We start from the raw sequence: 14,051 nt of genomic DNA on the forward strand, positions 1-14,051 counted from the left end.
GCCCTCCCCCGGTATCCCGCTACGCCCCCGTACGAAGTGGGCCCAGACCCACCGCGACGGCGACGGCGGCGCGGACGAACGCGGCCACGGCCGGTGAGCGGGACCCCTGCGGCCACCCCACGGCCAGCTCCGACGGCGACAGGTCGGCGACCTCCCGGTAGGCGATGCCCGGCCGGGGATGGCGCCGCGCCACCGAGACGGGGACGAACCAGACGGCGCTGCCCAGCTCCACCAGGTTGCAGATCTGGGCCAGGTCCAGGCCGGTGCGGCGCGGCCGGTGGCCGGGGAGGGGTTCGGCGCCGTCGCGCTCGGCGGGGGTGCCGTCGGGCAGCGGCCGGCCGGCCAGGTCGGCCATGGCCAGGACGGGCCGGGCGGCCAGCGGGTCGGCGGCCGACAGCGCGACCAGGCGGGGCTCGCTCAGCAGCGGCTCGGTGTCGAGGTCGCGGTGGTCGAAAGGGGTGGCCAGCAGTGCGACGTCGGCCCGGCCGTCGCGCAGGGCGGGGGCCTGCTCGTTGCGCCCGCCCAGCAGCAGCTCGACCGGGAGCGCGCCCTCCTCGTCGCGGTAGGCCGCGAGGATCCGCGGCAGCAGCCCGGCGTCGTAGTCGGCCTTGAGCGCCACCCGGAGCTCCGGCTCGGGACGGGCCGCGTGCCGGACCCGGCGGGCCGCCGCGGCGACCGCGTCGAGGGCGATCCTGGCGTCGCGCAGGAAGACCTCGCCCGGCGGGGTGAGCGTGACCTGCCGCGTGGTGCGCTCCAGCAGGCGCACGCCCAGCCGCCGTTCCAGCTCGCGGATCGCCCGGGACAGCGGGGGCTGCGCCATGCCCAGCCGCTCGGCGGCCCGCCCGAAGTGCAGCTCCTCGGCCACGGCCATGAAGTAGCGGAGCTCGCGGACCTCCAGGTCATTCATATCCGCAGGGTATCAATGGTGATCGGATCGGTCCTTCAGGTTCGCCGCCGGGCTCGGTTGACTGGCCGTGCCCCCCAGCACGACATCCCCGATTCCTCCTGGAGTTTTCCTTGATCGTCATCACCACGCCCACCGGCCGGATCGGCCGGCAGGTTCTCGACCTCGTCCTGGCCACGGACGAGCCGGTCCGCGTCGTCGTGCGGGACCCGGCCCGTCTGCCTGCGCCCGTGCGCGAGCGGGTGGAGGTCGTGCCGGGTTCGCACGGCGACGCCCGCGTCGTCGAGGAGGCGTTCGCGGGCGCCGACGCCGTGTTCTGGGTCGTTCCGCCCAATCCGCGGGCCGCTAGCCTCGACGCCGCCTACCTGGACTTCAGCCGTCCGGCCTGCGAGGCGTTCGTGCGCCGCGGGGTCGGCCGGGTCGTCGGGGTCTCGGCCCTGGGCCGCGGCCTGCCGCTGAACGCCGGTCTCGTGACGGCCTCCCTGGCCATGGACGACCTGATCGCCGGCACGGGCGTGCACTACCGGGCCCTGACGCTGCCTTCGTTCATGGACAACCTGCTCGAGCAGGCGGCGGTGATCAGGGACCAGGGCGTGTTCTTCTCGCCGATCCACGGTGACCTGAAGGCCCCCGCCTGCGCCACCCGCGACATCGCGGCGGTGGCCGCCGGGCTGCTGCTCGACCGCGACTGGACCGGGCGGGCCGACGTCCCGGTGCTCGGTCCGGAGGATCTGTCGGGCGAGGACATGGCGCGGATCATGTCCGAGGTGCTGGGACGGCCGGTCGCCCTGCGGCACGTGCCGGTGGCGGCGTTCAGGGCCATGATGGCCGAGCAGGGCAGGTCGGAGGCGATGGCCCAGGGGATGGCCGACATGATGGAGGCCAAGAACCAGGGCCTGGACAACGCCGAGCCGCGCACCCCGCACGCCACCACGCCCACCGGTTTCCGCCAGTGGTGCGAGGACGAGCTGCGGCCGGCCGTCCTGGGCTGAGCGGTCCCTTGTGTGCGGCTCCGGTGCGGCGTAGCGTGACTGATGACCAGATTTCATATCTAGTCATGAGGTGTAGCGCATGGTGGAAAGGGCGGACCGGATCCTCGACGCCGCGGGCGAGCTGCTCCTGCGTCACGGCTACCGGAGGGTCACCGTCGACGACATCGCGGGCCGCGCCGGGGTGGGCAAGGGCACCATCTACCTGCACTGGCGGACCAAGAACGAGCTGTTCGAGGCGCTGCTGCTGCGGGAGTCCATCGAGGTCCTGGAGGAGTTCGCGGCGCTGCTGCGGCACGATCCCGCCCAGGTGCTGCCGCATCGTTTCTCGCGGGCGGCCTTCGTCTCCATGAGCCGCAGGCCGTTGCTCCGGGCGCTGTTCACGACCGACATCGAGCTGCTGGGCAAACTGGTCAAGCACCCGCTGCGCAGCCACGACGCCCTCGCGGCCGAGCGGTTCCAGCGGGTGGCCGAGCGGTACGGCCTGCTCAGGTCCGACATGCCGCACCCCCGGTACACGTGGAGCGCCGCGTCCACGGGGTTCTACCTGCTCGACGGCATCGACACCGTCGGGACGGAGCTGAGCGTGGAGGAGCAGGCGGACGCGCTCGCCTTCACCGTGCGCCACGCCTTCGAGCCCGCCGTGCAGCCGTCCGCCGAGGTTCTGGAGGCGGCGGCGGCGGAGTTCATCGCAATTCTCGAGGAACTGATCCCGCCCTACCGAAAGTGGATCTACGACTAAGGAGAGGCGATGTCCGACATCGTCGAACGGTACAACATCTCCAAGCAGCACTTCTGGCTGCATGGGCCGCGATCGGGCCCGTCCGTCGAGTACGACGCCGCCGCCGGGATGTACAACGTCCACGGCTACCAGGAAGTGCACGACGTCTTCGCCGACCCCGTCACGTTCTCCTCCGACACCATGCGGCTGATCCCCAAGGGGCTGCTGCCGGAGGGCGACGACTTCTCGATGAAGGGGTTCATCACCCAGATCGACCCGCCGGAGCACGGCAAGCTGCGCAAGCTGGTCAGCAGCGCGTTCACCCGCAAGGTCGTCGCGGACCTCGAACCGCGGATCGCCGAGCTCACCCACGAGCTGCTCGACGCGACCGACGGCCGCGACCGCCTGGAGCTGGTGGCCGACCTGGCCTACCCGCTCCCCGTCATCGTCATCGCCGAGCTGCTGGGGGTGCCGAGCAGCGACCGGGCCCTGTTCAGGCAGTGGGCCGACGGGCTGTTCCAGCGCGATGCCAAGGTCTCGCTCGCCGAGCCGGTGGAGAACCAGAGCGCGAACGTGGCGAACACCCTCAAACCATGGCGGGAGATGACGCACTACCTCGCCGGGCACGCCGCGGAGCGCCGCGCGCGGCCCCGCGCCGACCTGCTCACCAAGCTGGTCGAGGCCGAGGTGGACGGCGAGCGCCTGCCCGACGACCAGGTCGTCAACTTCGCGATCCTGCTGCTGCTCGCCGGGCACATCACCACGACGATGCTGCTCGGCAACACCGTGGTGTGCCTGGACGCCTTCCCCGAGCAGCAGGACAAGGTACGGGCCGACCGCTCCACCGTGCCGGCCGTGATCGAGGAGTCGTTGCGGCTCTTCACCCCGTTCGCCGGGCTGGCCCGGTCGACCACCCGCGAGGTCGAGCTGGGCGGGGTGACGATCCCGGCCGACAAGATGGTCATGCTCTGGCTCGGCGCGGCCAACCGGGACCCCAGGCAGTTCCCCGACCCCGACGTCTTCGACGCCGGCCGCGACCCCAACCCGCATCTCGCCTTCGGCCGGGGCATCCACTTCTGCCTGGGCGCTCCCCTGGCCCGGCTGGAAGGACGGGTGGCGCTGAACATCCTGCTCGACCGGGTCGGCGTCCTGCGCACCGATCCCGGCGACCCGGTGGTCTTCATGCCCACGCCGACCATGACGGGGGTGAACCGGCTTCCGCTCGTGCGGTGACCCGCCGCTCCGCGGCCGGGGGTGAACCGGTTCCCGCCCTCGTCAAGGGCGGGTCCAGGTCGCGGCAAAGCGCCGCGCGTCGCCGTGGGCGTCCCGTCCTGTGGGGGCCAAGGTGGCTTGTTCACCTTCGTCGCACCACAAGAGGGGACGATCCTGGCTATGAGCGGCAAGCAGCGGAAACTGGAGCTGAGCGTGCCGCAGATCGCGGGGAGCGCCCTGGCCGCGGTCACCGCCGCGGTCGCGGCCTCCTACCTCGGGACGGCGGGGACGGTGATCGGCGCCGCGATGATGAGCGTGGCCAGCACCGTCATCGCCGACGTCTACACGCATTACCTCAAGCGCACGGGCGACAGGGTGAAGCGGCGCACGGCGGTCGCCCTGCGCGGGAGAAGGCCGCGGTGGGCCAGGGTGGGCGGGGCCGCGGCCCTGGTGTTCACCGTCAGCATGGGGAGCATCGTGATCTACGAGGTCATCGTGGACCGCACGGTGGCCGACCAGGTCGCCGGACGGGCCCCGGACGAGGCCGGCAAGGCTCCCGGCCGCAAGGACCGCCGGGACGGGCGGGCGGCCGGCGAGCCGCGGCACGAACGTCCCGCGACCCGGCCGCCGAGCCCGACGCCGTCACCCGGGCCGTCCACCGGCCCGGCCGCGACACCCACGCCGTCCGTGCCGGCCACGGTCACGCCGACGCCCACGCCGGGCGGGACGGGCTCGGCCGGCCCCTCCCCCACGGCCACGCCGGAGGCCACCCCCTCGGACCCGGCCCCCACCGCCCTGCCCTCGCCGACCGACAGGGACCCGGGCGAGCCGGCCGACCCGAACTTCGGCGACCTCCTCTTCCGCTGACCCGAGTGTCAGGCGGCCGCCGGCGGGCGGTGCGCCGAGCAGTGGATCCCAAGTGGCTTCCAAGTAGGCGTTCCTAGGCTGGCCGGGACTTGAGTGGAGAGGCAGGTAAGCCATGGGGGTGGCGGGCGACGGTTCCAGGCGGGGGGCGCCGGCCTTGAACGATCCGTACGGCACGACGCGCCCGGCCCCGCGCCACGCGGCACCCCAGACGCGGGACCGGCGGGACGCGCAGGGCATCTACCGGGAGGAGGCGTTGCGGCACCGGGCGATGTCGCGGGTCACCCGGATGCCGCCGGTGATCAGCACCCCGTCGTTCCTCGCGCTGTGGCTGCTGGTGGCCGTGCTCCTCGTCACCGGCCTCCTGCTGACCATGGTCGCGGTCGAGGCGGTCGCCTGATGTTCCGCCGCCTGCCCGTACTGCTCCAGAACACCGACACCGAGTGCGGCGCGGCCTGCCTGGCCATGGTGCTGTGCCATCACGGGCAGCGCACCACGCTCCACCAGGTCGCCGAGCGGCTCCAGGTCGGCAGGGACGGCCTGAGCGCCAAGGCCGTCGTGGACGGCGCCCGCGACCACGGCCTCAAGGCCCGCGCCTTCTCCCTGGCCCCCGAGGACCTGGCCCGCGTGCCGCTCCCCGCCGTCGCGCACTGGGAGTTCAACCACTTCATCGTGGTCGAACGCTGGTCCCCCGACCGCGTGGACGTCGTCGACCCCGGGCACGGCCGCCGCAGGCTGACGCCGGAGGAGTTCGGGGCCGGGTTCACCGGCGTGCTGCTGGTGTTCGAGCCGGGCGAGGGGTTCCGGCGCGGCACGACCTCGGCGGCCGGGGCCTGGCGCAGGGAGTTCGTCCGGACGCTGTTCCGGCGGCGCAGGGGGCTGCTCGCGCAGCTCATCGCGGCCTCGTTGCTGCTGCAGGTGCTCGGGCTCGCGCTGCCGATGTTCTCGCAGCTCCTCCTGGACTCCATCGTGCCCAGGCGGGCGGTGGACGTGCTGTCCCTGCTGGGCGTCTCCGTGCTGCTCGCGGGGGCGGCCCAGCTGGTGATCGGGTACCTGCGGGCGGCGCTGCTCGTCGCCGTACGGGCCCGTGCCGACCAGGAGCTCACCGAGAGCCTGGTCGGCCATCTGGTGACGTTGCCGTACCGGTACTTCCAGCAGCGCGGCAAGGGCGACCTGGTGACCAGGGCGGGCAGCGTCTCGACGCTCGGCGACATCCTCACCGGGCAGGTCGTGGCGGCGCTGCTGGACGGCCCGCTGGCCGTGGGCTACCTGGTGCTGGTCTACCTCTGGGACCCGGTGTTCGGGCTGGCGCTGACCGGGCTGGCCGTGCTGCAGACGGTCCTGCTGCTGGCCACGACGAGCCGGATCGCCACGCTGACCCGGCAGGAGCTGACGGCGCTGTCGGCGTCCCAGACCAGTTTGATCCAGACGATCACCGGCATCGAGACGCTGAAGGCGTCGGGCGCCGAGAAGCGGGCCGTGGACCAGTGGTCGTCCCACTTCGCCAGGCAGCTCAGCGCGGACGTGCGGGCCGGGCTGACCAGGGGGCTGCTGGAGTCGGCGCTGGCCGCGATCCGGGTGACGGCGCCGCTCGGGCTGCTGTGGCTGGGCGCCTGGCGGGTGCTCGACGGGCAGCTCACGGTGGGCGCGCTGGTGGCGCTGAACGCCATCGCGCTCGGCGCGCTGACCCCGCTCGGCTCGCTGATGACCGGGCTGCAGAGCCTGCAGCAGGCGGGCGCGCACTTCGACCGGCTGTCCGACATCCTGGCCTCGGAGCCTGAGCCGAGCAACGGCATCGAGGTGCTGCGGCTGCGAGGCGCGGTCGAGCTGCGCGGGGTCAGTTTCCGCCACGACCCGCGCGCCCCCTGGACCGTGCGCGACGTCTCGGTCTCCGTCCGCCCTGGTCAGAAGGTCGCCCTGGTGGGTGCGTCCGGCTCGGGCAAGAGCACGCTGGCCCGGCTGCTGCTCGCGCTGCACACGCCCGTGCTCGGCGAGATCCGTTACGACGGCGTCCCGGCCGCCGAGCTGAACCTGCGCACGCTGCGCCGCCAGTTCGGCGTGGTCACCCAGGACCCGTCCCTGTTCAGCGGCTCGATCAGGGAGAACATCGCGCTGAACGAGCCGGGCGCGTCCCTGGAGCGGGTGGTCGCCGCGGCCCGCCTGGCGGCGCTGCACGACGAGATCATGGACATGCCCATGGGGTACGAGACGATGCTCACCGACGGCGGCGGCCTGTCGGGCGGGCAGCGGCAGCGGCTCGCCCTGGCCCGCGCCGTCCTGTCGCGCCCGAAGGTCCTGCTGCTCGACGAGGCCACCAGCAACCTCGACAGCGCCACGGAGGCGGTCATCGAGGCCAACCTGAGCCGGCTCGTCCAGACCAGGATCGTGATCGCCCACCGGCTCAGCACGGTCAGGGACGCCGACCTGATCCTCGTGATCGACGCCGGCCGGGTGGTGCAACGCGGCACCCACGACGAGCTGACGGCCATGGGCGGCAAGTACGCCGAGCTGGTCGCCGCCCAGGCCGTGCTCTCCTGACCGTCACGACAGCCGGACGGTCACCGTCACCGAAGCGCCCTCCAGGCCGGCCGTCGGCCCGAAGGTGAGCGCCAGCCGGTCGCCCGTCCTCGCCCCCGCGAGCGGCGGGTCGCCGCGCAGCACACCGGCGACCGGCCGGTCCCAGGTCACGGTCAGCCCGTCCAGGTCGCGCCTGGGATCGGCCACGGTCACGGTGGCCGTGCCCGCGGCGTGCTCCCTGACCAGCACGGCGCAGGGCCCGGAGGCGGAGAGCGGGCCGGCGGCGCCCGCGTTCCAGAAGGCGGCCGCGGTGACGCCCAGCGCGTCCACCCGGACGGCCTGCCGCCGCGCGGTGTTGACGAGCACGCGGGCCCACCCGGGATCGGCGGCCCTGGCGACCGTGCGCTCGCGGCTCGCGCCCGGCAGGAGCAGGTAGACGTAGCCGGCCTGGTCGGGGTCGACGCCGTGGTCGAGCCAGAGCGTGACGTAGTCGCGGTCGCCGCGCCGTCCGCGCCGCTGATCCCCGCGCCGAGGCAGACCACCGCGTCGTCGAGGAAGAACCACGACTTGAACGCCTCCATCGTGCTGTCGAGGCCATTGAGGTGCTGGCCGACGACGGCGTACGTGCCGTCCGTGGCGCCGCCGACCCAGCGGCCGGGCGGGCAGGTGTCGCCCCAGGCCGGGCCCGCGCCGTCGGGCAGCCGCCGGGTCGAGACGGTCGTGCCGGGCAGCCGGTAGGGGTCGACGGTCGTCCAGAACGAGTCGGAGTACTGGTCGGCGTGGCCGCCGGCCCACCAGTAGAGCATGCCGGAGCCGGTGTGCCAGCCCCGCAGGTTCTCGCCGTTGCCGTGCTCGTAGTGGCCGATGGTGGCGGAGGCCATGCTGAGCGCCGCGCACCAGCCCGGCCTGCGGTGCACGGCCCGCGCGCTCATCGGGAACAGCCGGTGGCCGACGGGCTCCGGCGCGGCGGGCACGGCATCGTCGGCCAGGGCGGCGGTCAGGCGGGCGTGGAAGGCCGGGTCGGCCTCGTCCGACATGGGCCGGCACGTCCGGCGTACCGCCCAGCCCTTGACCATCGCCTGCCAGCGGGCCCGGTCGGCGGCCGGGGCCACCTCGCCGAGCAGCAGGATCGCGGCGGCCAGCTCGCGGCCCCTGTCGTGGTCGCCGAACGGCTTCCTGCCGATCCCCCTGCCGCGCACCAGGTCCATGCAGAACCCGTCGTGCACGAACGGCGCGAACGACCGCTCCACCATGGCGAACACGGTCGGGTCCACCACCTCCCACGGCGTGCCGCGCAGCACCGCGAACAGCGTCGCCAGCCCGGTGAGCAGCGTCACCCCGTAGGCCCCTTGGTAGGGCACGGTCGAGTGCTGGACGAACGACCCGTCCCGGTAGAAACCATCGCCCTCGGAGACTGTGCGGAACACCGGGGCGAGCGCCGAGACCGCCAGCGCCGCCTTGCCGGGGTCGGCCCTGAGCATGGCGCGCAGCAACATCACCACGCACAGGTCCACCCGGTTGGCGGCGGTGCTGGTGCCGCTGTAGTCGCCGAGGCGGCTCTCGGGCACGAAGTGGTCGACCGCGTCCCGCAGCGCGGCGCTGCGCCGCTCGTCCAGGTGCGGCCCGACCAGCACGGCCGCGTCGAGCAGCGCCTTCGGCACGCCGATCTCCCAGTGCCACCAGTTGCCCGCCGGGTCGGCGCCGTCGGCGTAGACGTGGCGGCGGTAGTGGTCGATCCCGGCGGCGACAGCGGCGGCCAGGGTCGCGTCGCCGGTCAGCCCCGTCCCCGGCAGCGCGTACGCGCGGGCCATGGCCAGCAGCCGCCGCGGCGTCGCGGCGAACGACGGGAACGGCTGGTCCGCCCAGAGCGACGTGCCCGTGTACGCCATGGCCGCGCGGTGCCGGGCCGCCCGCCGCCCCATCTCGGCCAGCCGCGTCCGGTACGGCTCCGCGCCCGCGTCGAACCCCGACCCCGCCGTCACCTCCCGCCACCGGCGGCGCAGCCTGACGAAGGAGTCGTCGGGCGTGTGGGCGGGCTCGGACCGGGCGAGCGCCCCCGCCACGGCGGCCACGGCGACCGCGCCCGCCTGGAGGAGGAGTCGCCTGGACGGCCGGTGCACGCCTCGATTATGACCCCGGCACCCCCACCGAGCGCCCGTGGGCGGTCAGACCTCCAGCAGGGTCTTGCCGTTCACCGCGCGGGCCTCGATCGCCGCGTGCGCCTCGGCCGCCCGCTCCAGCGGGAACGTGCGCCCGACGACCGCCTTGAGCCGCCCGGCCGCCGCCTCGGCGAGCGCGCGCACGGTCCGCTCGTTCCCGTCCTGGCCCAGGGTCGCCAGTTGCTCCAGGCCGATCACGGTGACGCCGCGGCGGTCGGCCTCCGCCGGATCGACGGTCGTGGCGCTGCCGCTGGACGCGCCGTGCACGGAGAACCGCCCGCCGCGCGCGGTCACCTCGAACGCCTGGCGGCCGAGCTCGCCGCCCACACCGTCGAAGACCACGTCGGGGCCGCGCCCGCCAGTCGCGTCGAGCACCTCCTTGGTCCAGCCGGGACGCGAGTAGTCGACGGTGGCCTCGGCGCCGAGCCCGGCGACCACCGCCAGCTTGGCCGCGCCGCCCGCCGCCCCGACCACCCGCGCGCCGGCCCCGCGCGCGAGCTGCACGAGCAGGCTGCCGAGCCCACCGGCGGCGGCCTGGACGAGCACCCATTCGCCGGGCCGGATCGCGGCGTTCGCGAACAGGCCCACGGCCGTGTTGCCGTCGACGAGCAGCGCCGTGGCGTCGGCCAGCGCGAGCCCGTCCGGCACCTCGATCAGGTCCGCGGCCCTGGCCACGACCAGTTCGGCGTTCCCGCCGCCGAAGCCCGGCGTACGGGTCACCACCCGCCGCCCCACCAGCCCGGCATCGACGTCATCGCCCACGGAGAGCACGAGCCCGCCGACGCCCGCACCCGGCACGTACGGCAGCTCCGGCAGCGGTGGCCCCGGCGTGAACCCCCGCCTGAGCTGCGTCTCGATGAAATTGATCTCGGCGAAGCCGACCCGCACCACGACCTCGCCCGGCCCGGCCACCGGATCCGGGACGTTCCGCGTCTCCAGCACCTCGGGCCCGCCGAACCTCGTCACCTGCACCACTCTCATGACCACTCCTCATCCGGAACGACTCCACGCCCAGCGTGCAACCTCAAGACGACTTGAGGTCAACTCGTCAGCCCGGCGCCCGCCCGCTTGACGGTCCTGATGATCGGCGCGGTCTCGATGTGCCGGATGGCGGGCAGCGCGCCAAGGCTGTCGGTGAGGTAGCGGTAGAAGGCGGTGTCGTCGCGGCACACCACGTTGGCCGCCAGGTTCGTCGGGCCCGTGGTCGCCCCGGCGAAGGCGACCTCCGGGTGCTCGGCCAGCGCCCGGCCGGTCGCGTCGAGGTCGGCGGGCGGCACCGACATCCACAGCTGGGCCTCGACCCGGTAGTCCAGCAGCCGGGGCAGCACGTCCATGTCGAAGAACAGGGCGCCGGCCGCGCAGAGCTGGTCCATCCGCCGCCGGACCGTGGACTCCGACCAGCCGGTCACCGCCGCCAGGTCGGCGTGGCTGGTGCGGCCGTCACGGGACAGCTCGGCCAGCAGCGCGTCGTCGCCGGGGCCGAGCGTCACGTCCTCGCCGGTGTCGCGGGGGCCGTGCACGCGGCCGGCCCGCAGGTGGGCGACCTGGTCGGCGGAGAGCGCGGCGAGCCCGGCCCAGCCGATGCGGCCGCCGACGAACATGTGCAGGGTCCGGTGCGCCGACACCGCGAGCACCCGGTTGGTCCTGGCCAGCTTGGTCAGCAGCAGCGGCTCGCGTTCCCGGTCGAGGCGCTGGATGGCGCCGCAGGAGATCTCGGTGCCGCCGGACAGCAGGTGCACCCAGAACGTGTCGGGCCGCCGTCCGAGGGCCTCGGCGATCGAGGCGCCGGCGTCGGGCGTGCAGCGCAACCGGATGGCCCACGACTGGTGGCCGAGCCGCTGCCGGTCCACCACGCCGACGACCCGGACCGTGCCGCTGGAGCGCAGCCGCCGGTAGCGGCGGGCCACGCGCTGGTCGGACACCCCCAGCACCTCGGCGATCCGGCTGAACGAGGCCCGCCCGTCCACCTGCAACGCGTGCAGCAGCCCGCGGTCGACCTCGTCGAGCGTGACGTTTTCCACCAGACGAGGCTACACAGCGCGGAAAACCGGCAGAACGGCCTCGACGGCTAGGGTTATCCCCCGTCCGGGCCGGACCCTTGCCGCCATGACCACGACACTGACCCGTACGAGCTGGTGGCCGCTGGCCGCCGCCTGCCTGGGCGCCTTCATGCTCCTGGTGGACGTGACCATCGTCATGGTGGCCCTGCCCGGCATCACCGCCGACCTGAAGATGTCCTTCACCGACGCCCAATGGCTCCTGGACGGCTACGCCCTGGCCCTGGCCGCGCTGCTGCTGGCGGCCGGCTCGGTCGCCGACCACGCCGGGCGGCGCAAGGTGTACCTGATCGCCCTCGGCGTGTTCGCGCTCGCCTCCCTGGCCTGCGGCCTCGCGCCCACCGGGGGCCTGCTGCTGGCGGCCCGCGTGCTGCAGGGGGCGGGCGGCGCCGCCATGATGGCCACGACGCTGGCCCTGATCAGCGCCACCTACCACGGCCGGGAGCGCGGCATCGCGTTCGGCGTGTGGGGCGGCGTGAACGGGGCCGCCGCGGCGCTCGCCCCCGTGCTCGGCGGGCTGCTCACCGAGCACCTGCACTGGCGGGCCGTCTTCCTGGTGAACCTGCCCATCAGCCTGGCCGCCGCCTGGATGACCTGGCGCACGGTCGGCGAGTCCCGCCTGCCGGGCGGGGGCCGGCTGGACCGGGCCGGGATGGGCACGTTCACCCTGGCGGCGGGCGCGCTCACGTACGGGCTGATCGAGGCCGGCCCGAACGGCTGGACGTCGGCGCGCACGCTGGTGCCGCTCGCGGTGGCGGTGGTCGCGTTCGCCGCGTTCGTGCTGGTGGAGTCGCGCGGCGCGCATCCCATGGTGGACCTGCGGCTGTTCGCGAACCCGGCGTTCAGCGGGATCATGGCGGGGGCCGGGCTGCTCATGCCGGCCGCGTTCGCCTGCCTGGCCTTCACCTCGCTGTGGTTGCAGCAGGCCGGCGGGCTGGGCCTCGGGCCGGTCCAGGCCGGGCTGGCGCTGACGCCGATGGCCGGCACCTCGCTGGTCGTCTCGGTCGCCGCCGCCCGCCTGCTCCCCCGGCTGACGGCACGTGCCGCGGTCGGCGGCGGGCTGCTGCTGATCGCCGCAGGCGCGCTCCTGCAGGGCATGCTCGACGAGCACTCCACCTGGACGGCGCTCGCGCCGGGCCTGGTGGTGACCGGGATCGGCGTCGGCCTGGCCATCCCGGCGCTCAGCTCGGCCGCCATGGCGCACGTCCCGCCGCACCGGGCCGGGATGGCGGCGGGCGCGGTCAACACCGTCAGGCAGCTCGGGTACGCCCTCGGCATCGCCGCGTTCGGCATCCTGTTCCAGGACGGCATGACCGGGCCGGGCTCGTTCCCCTCGGCGCTGAACGCCGTCTACCTGGCCGCCGCGGTCACCGGGCTGTTCGCCGGCCTGCTGGTGCTGGCCGCCGTCCGGCCCGCGCGGTCAGCGTGAGCGGGGCAGCGGCTCGCGGGCCAGCCAGGTGAGGGCGGCCAGCAGGTGCACCCGCCACCAGTAGCCGTCGTGGCCGCCGATCCACGCCTCGCACCGGTGGGCCACGCCCGCCCCGGCCAGGCGGGCGGCCAGCGAGCGCGCGCAGTCGAGCAGGGCCGGTTCGAGCGTGCCCGCCGCCAGGTAGCGGGGCACCCGTACGGAGGTGTCGAGCAGCTGCGGCAGCAGGTTGGGGCTGAGGGCGACCGCCGCGGCGATCCTGCCGGGGCACCGGTCGGCGGCGGTCAGCGCGAAGCCGGCGCCGTCGGAGAAGCCGGCGCTGATCACGTGACTCGCCTCGGGGAAGCCGGGCAGGACCTCGCCGACGACGAAGGCCAGGTGCGCCGCGAAGCGCCGCGGGTCGGCGTAGGGCAGGTACTCCCTGGCCCGCCCGTCCGGGTACGGCCCCGGCGCGTCGGCGGCGTGCGGGCCGGCCAGGATCAGCGGCGGCAGCGTGCCGGCCAGGATCGCCGGCTCCAGCACCCGGGCGTGCGACTCGGCGGCCTGCCCGTCGGCCAGCAGGCACAGGGGCATCGGCCGGATCGGACCGGGCGGCCGGTAGACGGTGATCGCGCGGCGCTCCCCCAGGTGGACGCTGCTGATCTCGCGGGTGACCAGCGTGCCGGCGAGCCGGGCGGCCGTCGCGGGGGCCTGGGCGGCGCGGGAGCCGTGCCAGATGCGCTCCACCGGCCGGCCGCCGGGAGGCACCGCGGTGACGCCGATCACGGCCCGGTCCAGGTGCCGTACGCGCAGGGACAGCTCCCACAGGTCGGCCGCCCCCTTGACCGGCCACATCGGGAACCGCACGCCCGAGACGAGCTGCGCGTTCGGCCCCTGCCAGAGCACGTGCAGCACGTCGTCGTCCTCGCCCCAGACGGCCAGCGGCCCGCCGGTCAGCATGGGCCGCAGCTCGGCCAGGGCACGCCGCCGCCACACGCGCGCGAAGTGCACGCCGTCGGGCAGCTCGTGGGCGTAGCGGCGCCTGGCCCGGCGGCGGTTGCCCCGCAGCAGCGCCTGGTTGCGCTGGGCGAGCGTCTCGCGGCCGGCGGCGGCGCGTTCCTCGTCCGTCACGCCGGCCTCGCCGAAGGCGACCTTGTCACCGTGGAACTCGATGGTCTGCACGGCGAGCCGATCACCTGGGGGCATACCTGTACCAAAGCCTG

13 protein-coding genes are annotated in these 14,051 nt (G+C 74.4%); 7 read left to right on the plus strand and 6 right to left on the minus strand.

Annotated features, from left to right (window positions below):
* Positions 1 to 19: 19 nt before the first annotated feature.
* A complete protein-coding gene (locus tag ABZ459_RS23375; protein ID WP_357973667.1) occupies positions 20 to 907 on the minus strand; it encodes a LysR substrate-binding domain-containing protein in 888 nt (295 codons plus the stop codon).
* Between the two features lie 110 nt (positions 908 to 1,017).
* On the opposite strand from ABZ459_RS23375, the gene ABZ459_RS23380 reads away from it, so the two are divergent.
* From ABZ459_RS23380 to ABZ459_RS23405, 6 genes are all read left to right on the plus strand, one after another.
* Positions 1,018 to 1,896, plus strand: coding sequence for an NAD(P)H-binding protein (locus tag ABZ459_RS23380; RefSeq protein ID WP_357973670.1), 879 nt, complete (start codon positions 1,018 to 1,020; stop codon positions 1,894 to 1,896).
* Between the two features lie 79 nt (positions 1,897 to 1,975).
* Positions 1,976 to 2,635, plus strand: a complete 660-nt coding sequence (locus tag ABZ459_RS23385; RefSeq protein WP_357973673.1) for a helix-turn-helix domain-containing protein — start codon at positions 1,976 to 1,978, stop codon at positions 2,633 to 2,635.
* A 9-nt stretch (positions 2,636 to 2,644) separates the two neighbouring features.
* On the plus strand, positions 2,645 to 3,847 hold the full coding sequence (locus ABZ459_RS23390; RefSeq protein WP_357973676.1) for a cytochrome P450: 1,203 nt from the start codon (positions 2,645 to 2,647) through the stop codon (positions 3,845 to 3,847).
* Positions 3,848 to 4,006: 159 nt separating this feature from the next.
* On the plus strand, positions 4,007 to 4,693 hold the full coding sequence (locus ABZ459_RS23395; RefSeq protein WP_357973679.1) for a hypothetical protein: 687 nt from the start codon (positions 4,007 to 4,009) through the stop codon (positions 4,691 to 4,693).
* 154 nt (positions 4,694 to 4,847) lie between these two features.
* Positions 4,848 to 5,090, plus strand: coding sequence for a hypothetical protein (locus tag ABZ459_RS23400; RefSeq protein WP_357973682.1), 243 nt, complete (start codon positions 4,848 to 4,850; stop codon positions 5,088 to 5,090).
* A complete protein-coding gene (locus ABZ459_RS23405) occupies positions 5,090 to 7,228 on the plus strand; it encodes a peptidase domain-containing ABC transporter (RefSeq protein ID WP_357973685.1) in 2,139 nt (712 codons plus the stop codon). Before ABZ459_RS23400 ends, ABZ459_RS23405 begins: the two co-directional genes overlap by 1 nt.
* A 3-nt stretch (positions 7,229 to 7,231) precedes the next feature.
* Here ABZ459_RS23405 and ABZ459_RS23410 read toward each other — a convergent pair whose 3' ends face one another.
* From ABZ459_RS23410 to ABZ459_RS23425, 4 genes are read right to left on the minus strand one after another with little or no spacing between them, the layout of a single operon-like run.
* Positions 7,232 to 7,528: a polysaccharide lyase beta-sandwich domain-containing protein gene (locus ABZ459_RS23410; protein WP_357974232.1), complete on the minus strand. Its 297-nt coding sequence runs from the start codon at positions 7,526 to 7,528 to the stop codon at positions 7,232 to 7,234.
* Entirely contained in the window at positions 7,417 to 9,327 is a 1,911-nt protein-coding gene (locus ABZ459_RS23415) for a polysaccharide lyase 8 family protein (RefSeq protein WP_357973688.1), read from the minus strand. The genes ABZ459_RS23410 and ABZ459_RS23415 overlap by 112 nt, the downstream gene beginning before the upstream one ends.
* Before the next feature lie 45 nt (positions 9,328 to 9,372).
* Positions 9,373 to 10,347 carry a zinc-binding dehydrogenase gene (locus ABZ459_RS23420; protein ID WP_357973692.1) on the minus strand — a complete coding sequence of 325 codons (975 nt, stop codon included), beginning with the start codon at positions 10,345 to 10,347 and terminating at the stop codon, positions 9,373 to 9,375.
* 59 nt (positions 10,348 to 10,406) lie between these two features.
* Positions 10,407 to 11,387 (minus strand): Lrp/AsnC family transcriptional regulator, encoded by a 981-nt coding sequence (locus tag ABZ459_RS23425; protein WP_357973696.1) that lies wholly within the window; start codon positions 11,385 to 11,387, stop codon positions 10,407 to 10,409.
* An 85-nt stretch (positions 11,388 to 11,472) separates the two neighbouring features.
* Between ABZ459_RS23425 and ABZ459_RS23430 the strand changes: the two genes are divergently transcribed.
* Complete coding sequence (locus tag ABZ459_RS23430) at positions 11,473 to 12,852, plus strand: MFS transporter (protein ID WP_357973699.1); 1,380 nt, start codon at positions 11,473 to 11,475, stop codon at positions 12,850 to 12,852.
* On the opposite strand, the gene ABZ459_RS23435 is transcribed toward ABZ459_RS23430, so the two are convergent.
* Positions 12,844 to 14,034: a hypothetical protein gene (locus ABZ459_RS23435; RefSeq protein ID WP_357973702.1), complete on the minus strand. Its 1,191-nt coding sequence runs from the start codon at positions 14,032 to 14,034 to the stop codon at positions 12,844 to 12,846. The genes ABZ459_RS23430 and ABZ459_RS23435 overlap by 9 nt on opposite strands.
* Positions 14,035 to 14,051 lie beyond the last annotated feature (17 nt).

It is taken from the genome of Nonomuraea sp. NPDC005692, from assembly GCF_040631115.1.
GTDB lineage: Bacteria > Actinomycetota > Actinomycetes > Streptosporangiales > Streptosporangiaceae > Nonomuraea.

What these genes read in the sequence shown, in the direction of transcription:
- ABZ459_RS23375 (WP_357973667.1), bottom strand. Translation starts at nt 907, where the DNA reads ATGAATGACCTGGAGGTCCGCGAGCTCCGCTACTTCATGGCCGTGGCC.
- ABZ459_RS23385 (WP_357973673.1), top strand. Translation starts at nt 1,976, where the DNA reads ATGGTGGAAAGGGCGGACCGGATCCTCGACGCCGCGGGCGAGCTGCTC.
- ABZ459_RS23390 (WP_357973676.1), top strand. Translation starts at nt 2,645, where the DNA reads ATGTCCGACATCGTCGAACGGTACAACATCTCCAAGCAGCACTTCTGG.
- ABZ459_RS23395 (WP_357973679.1), top strand. Translation starts at nt 4,007, where the DNA reads ATGAGCGGCAAGCAGCGGAAACTGGAGCTGAGCGTGCCGCAGATCGCG.
- ABZ459_RS23405 (WP_357973685.1), top strand. Translation starts at nt 5,090, where the DNA reads ATGTTCCGCCGCCTGCCCGTACTGCTCCAGAACACCGACACCGAGTGC.
- ABZ459_RS23420 (WP_357973692.1), bottom strand. Translation starts at nt 10,347, where the DNA reads ATGAGAGTGGTGCAGGTGACGAGGTTCGGCGGGCCCGAGGTGCTGGAG.
- ABZ459_RS23430 (WP_357973699.1), top strand. Translation starts at nt 11,473, where the DNA reads ATGACCACGACACTGACCCGTACGAGCTGGTGGCCGCTGGCCGCCGCC.
- ABZ459_RS23435 (WP_357973702.1), bottom strand. Translation starts at nt 14,034, where the DNA reads ATGCCCCCAGGTGATCGGCTCGCCGTGCAGACCATCGAGTTCCACGGT.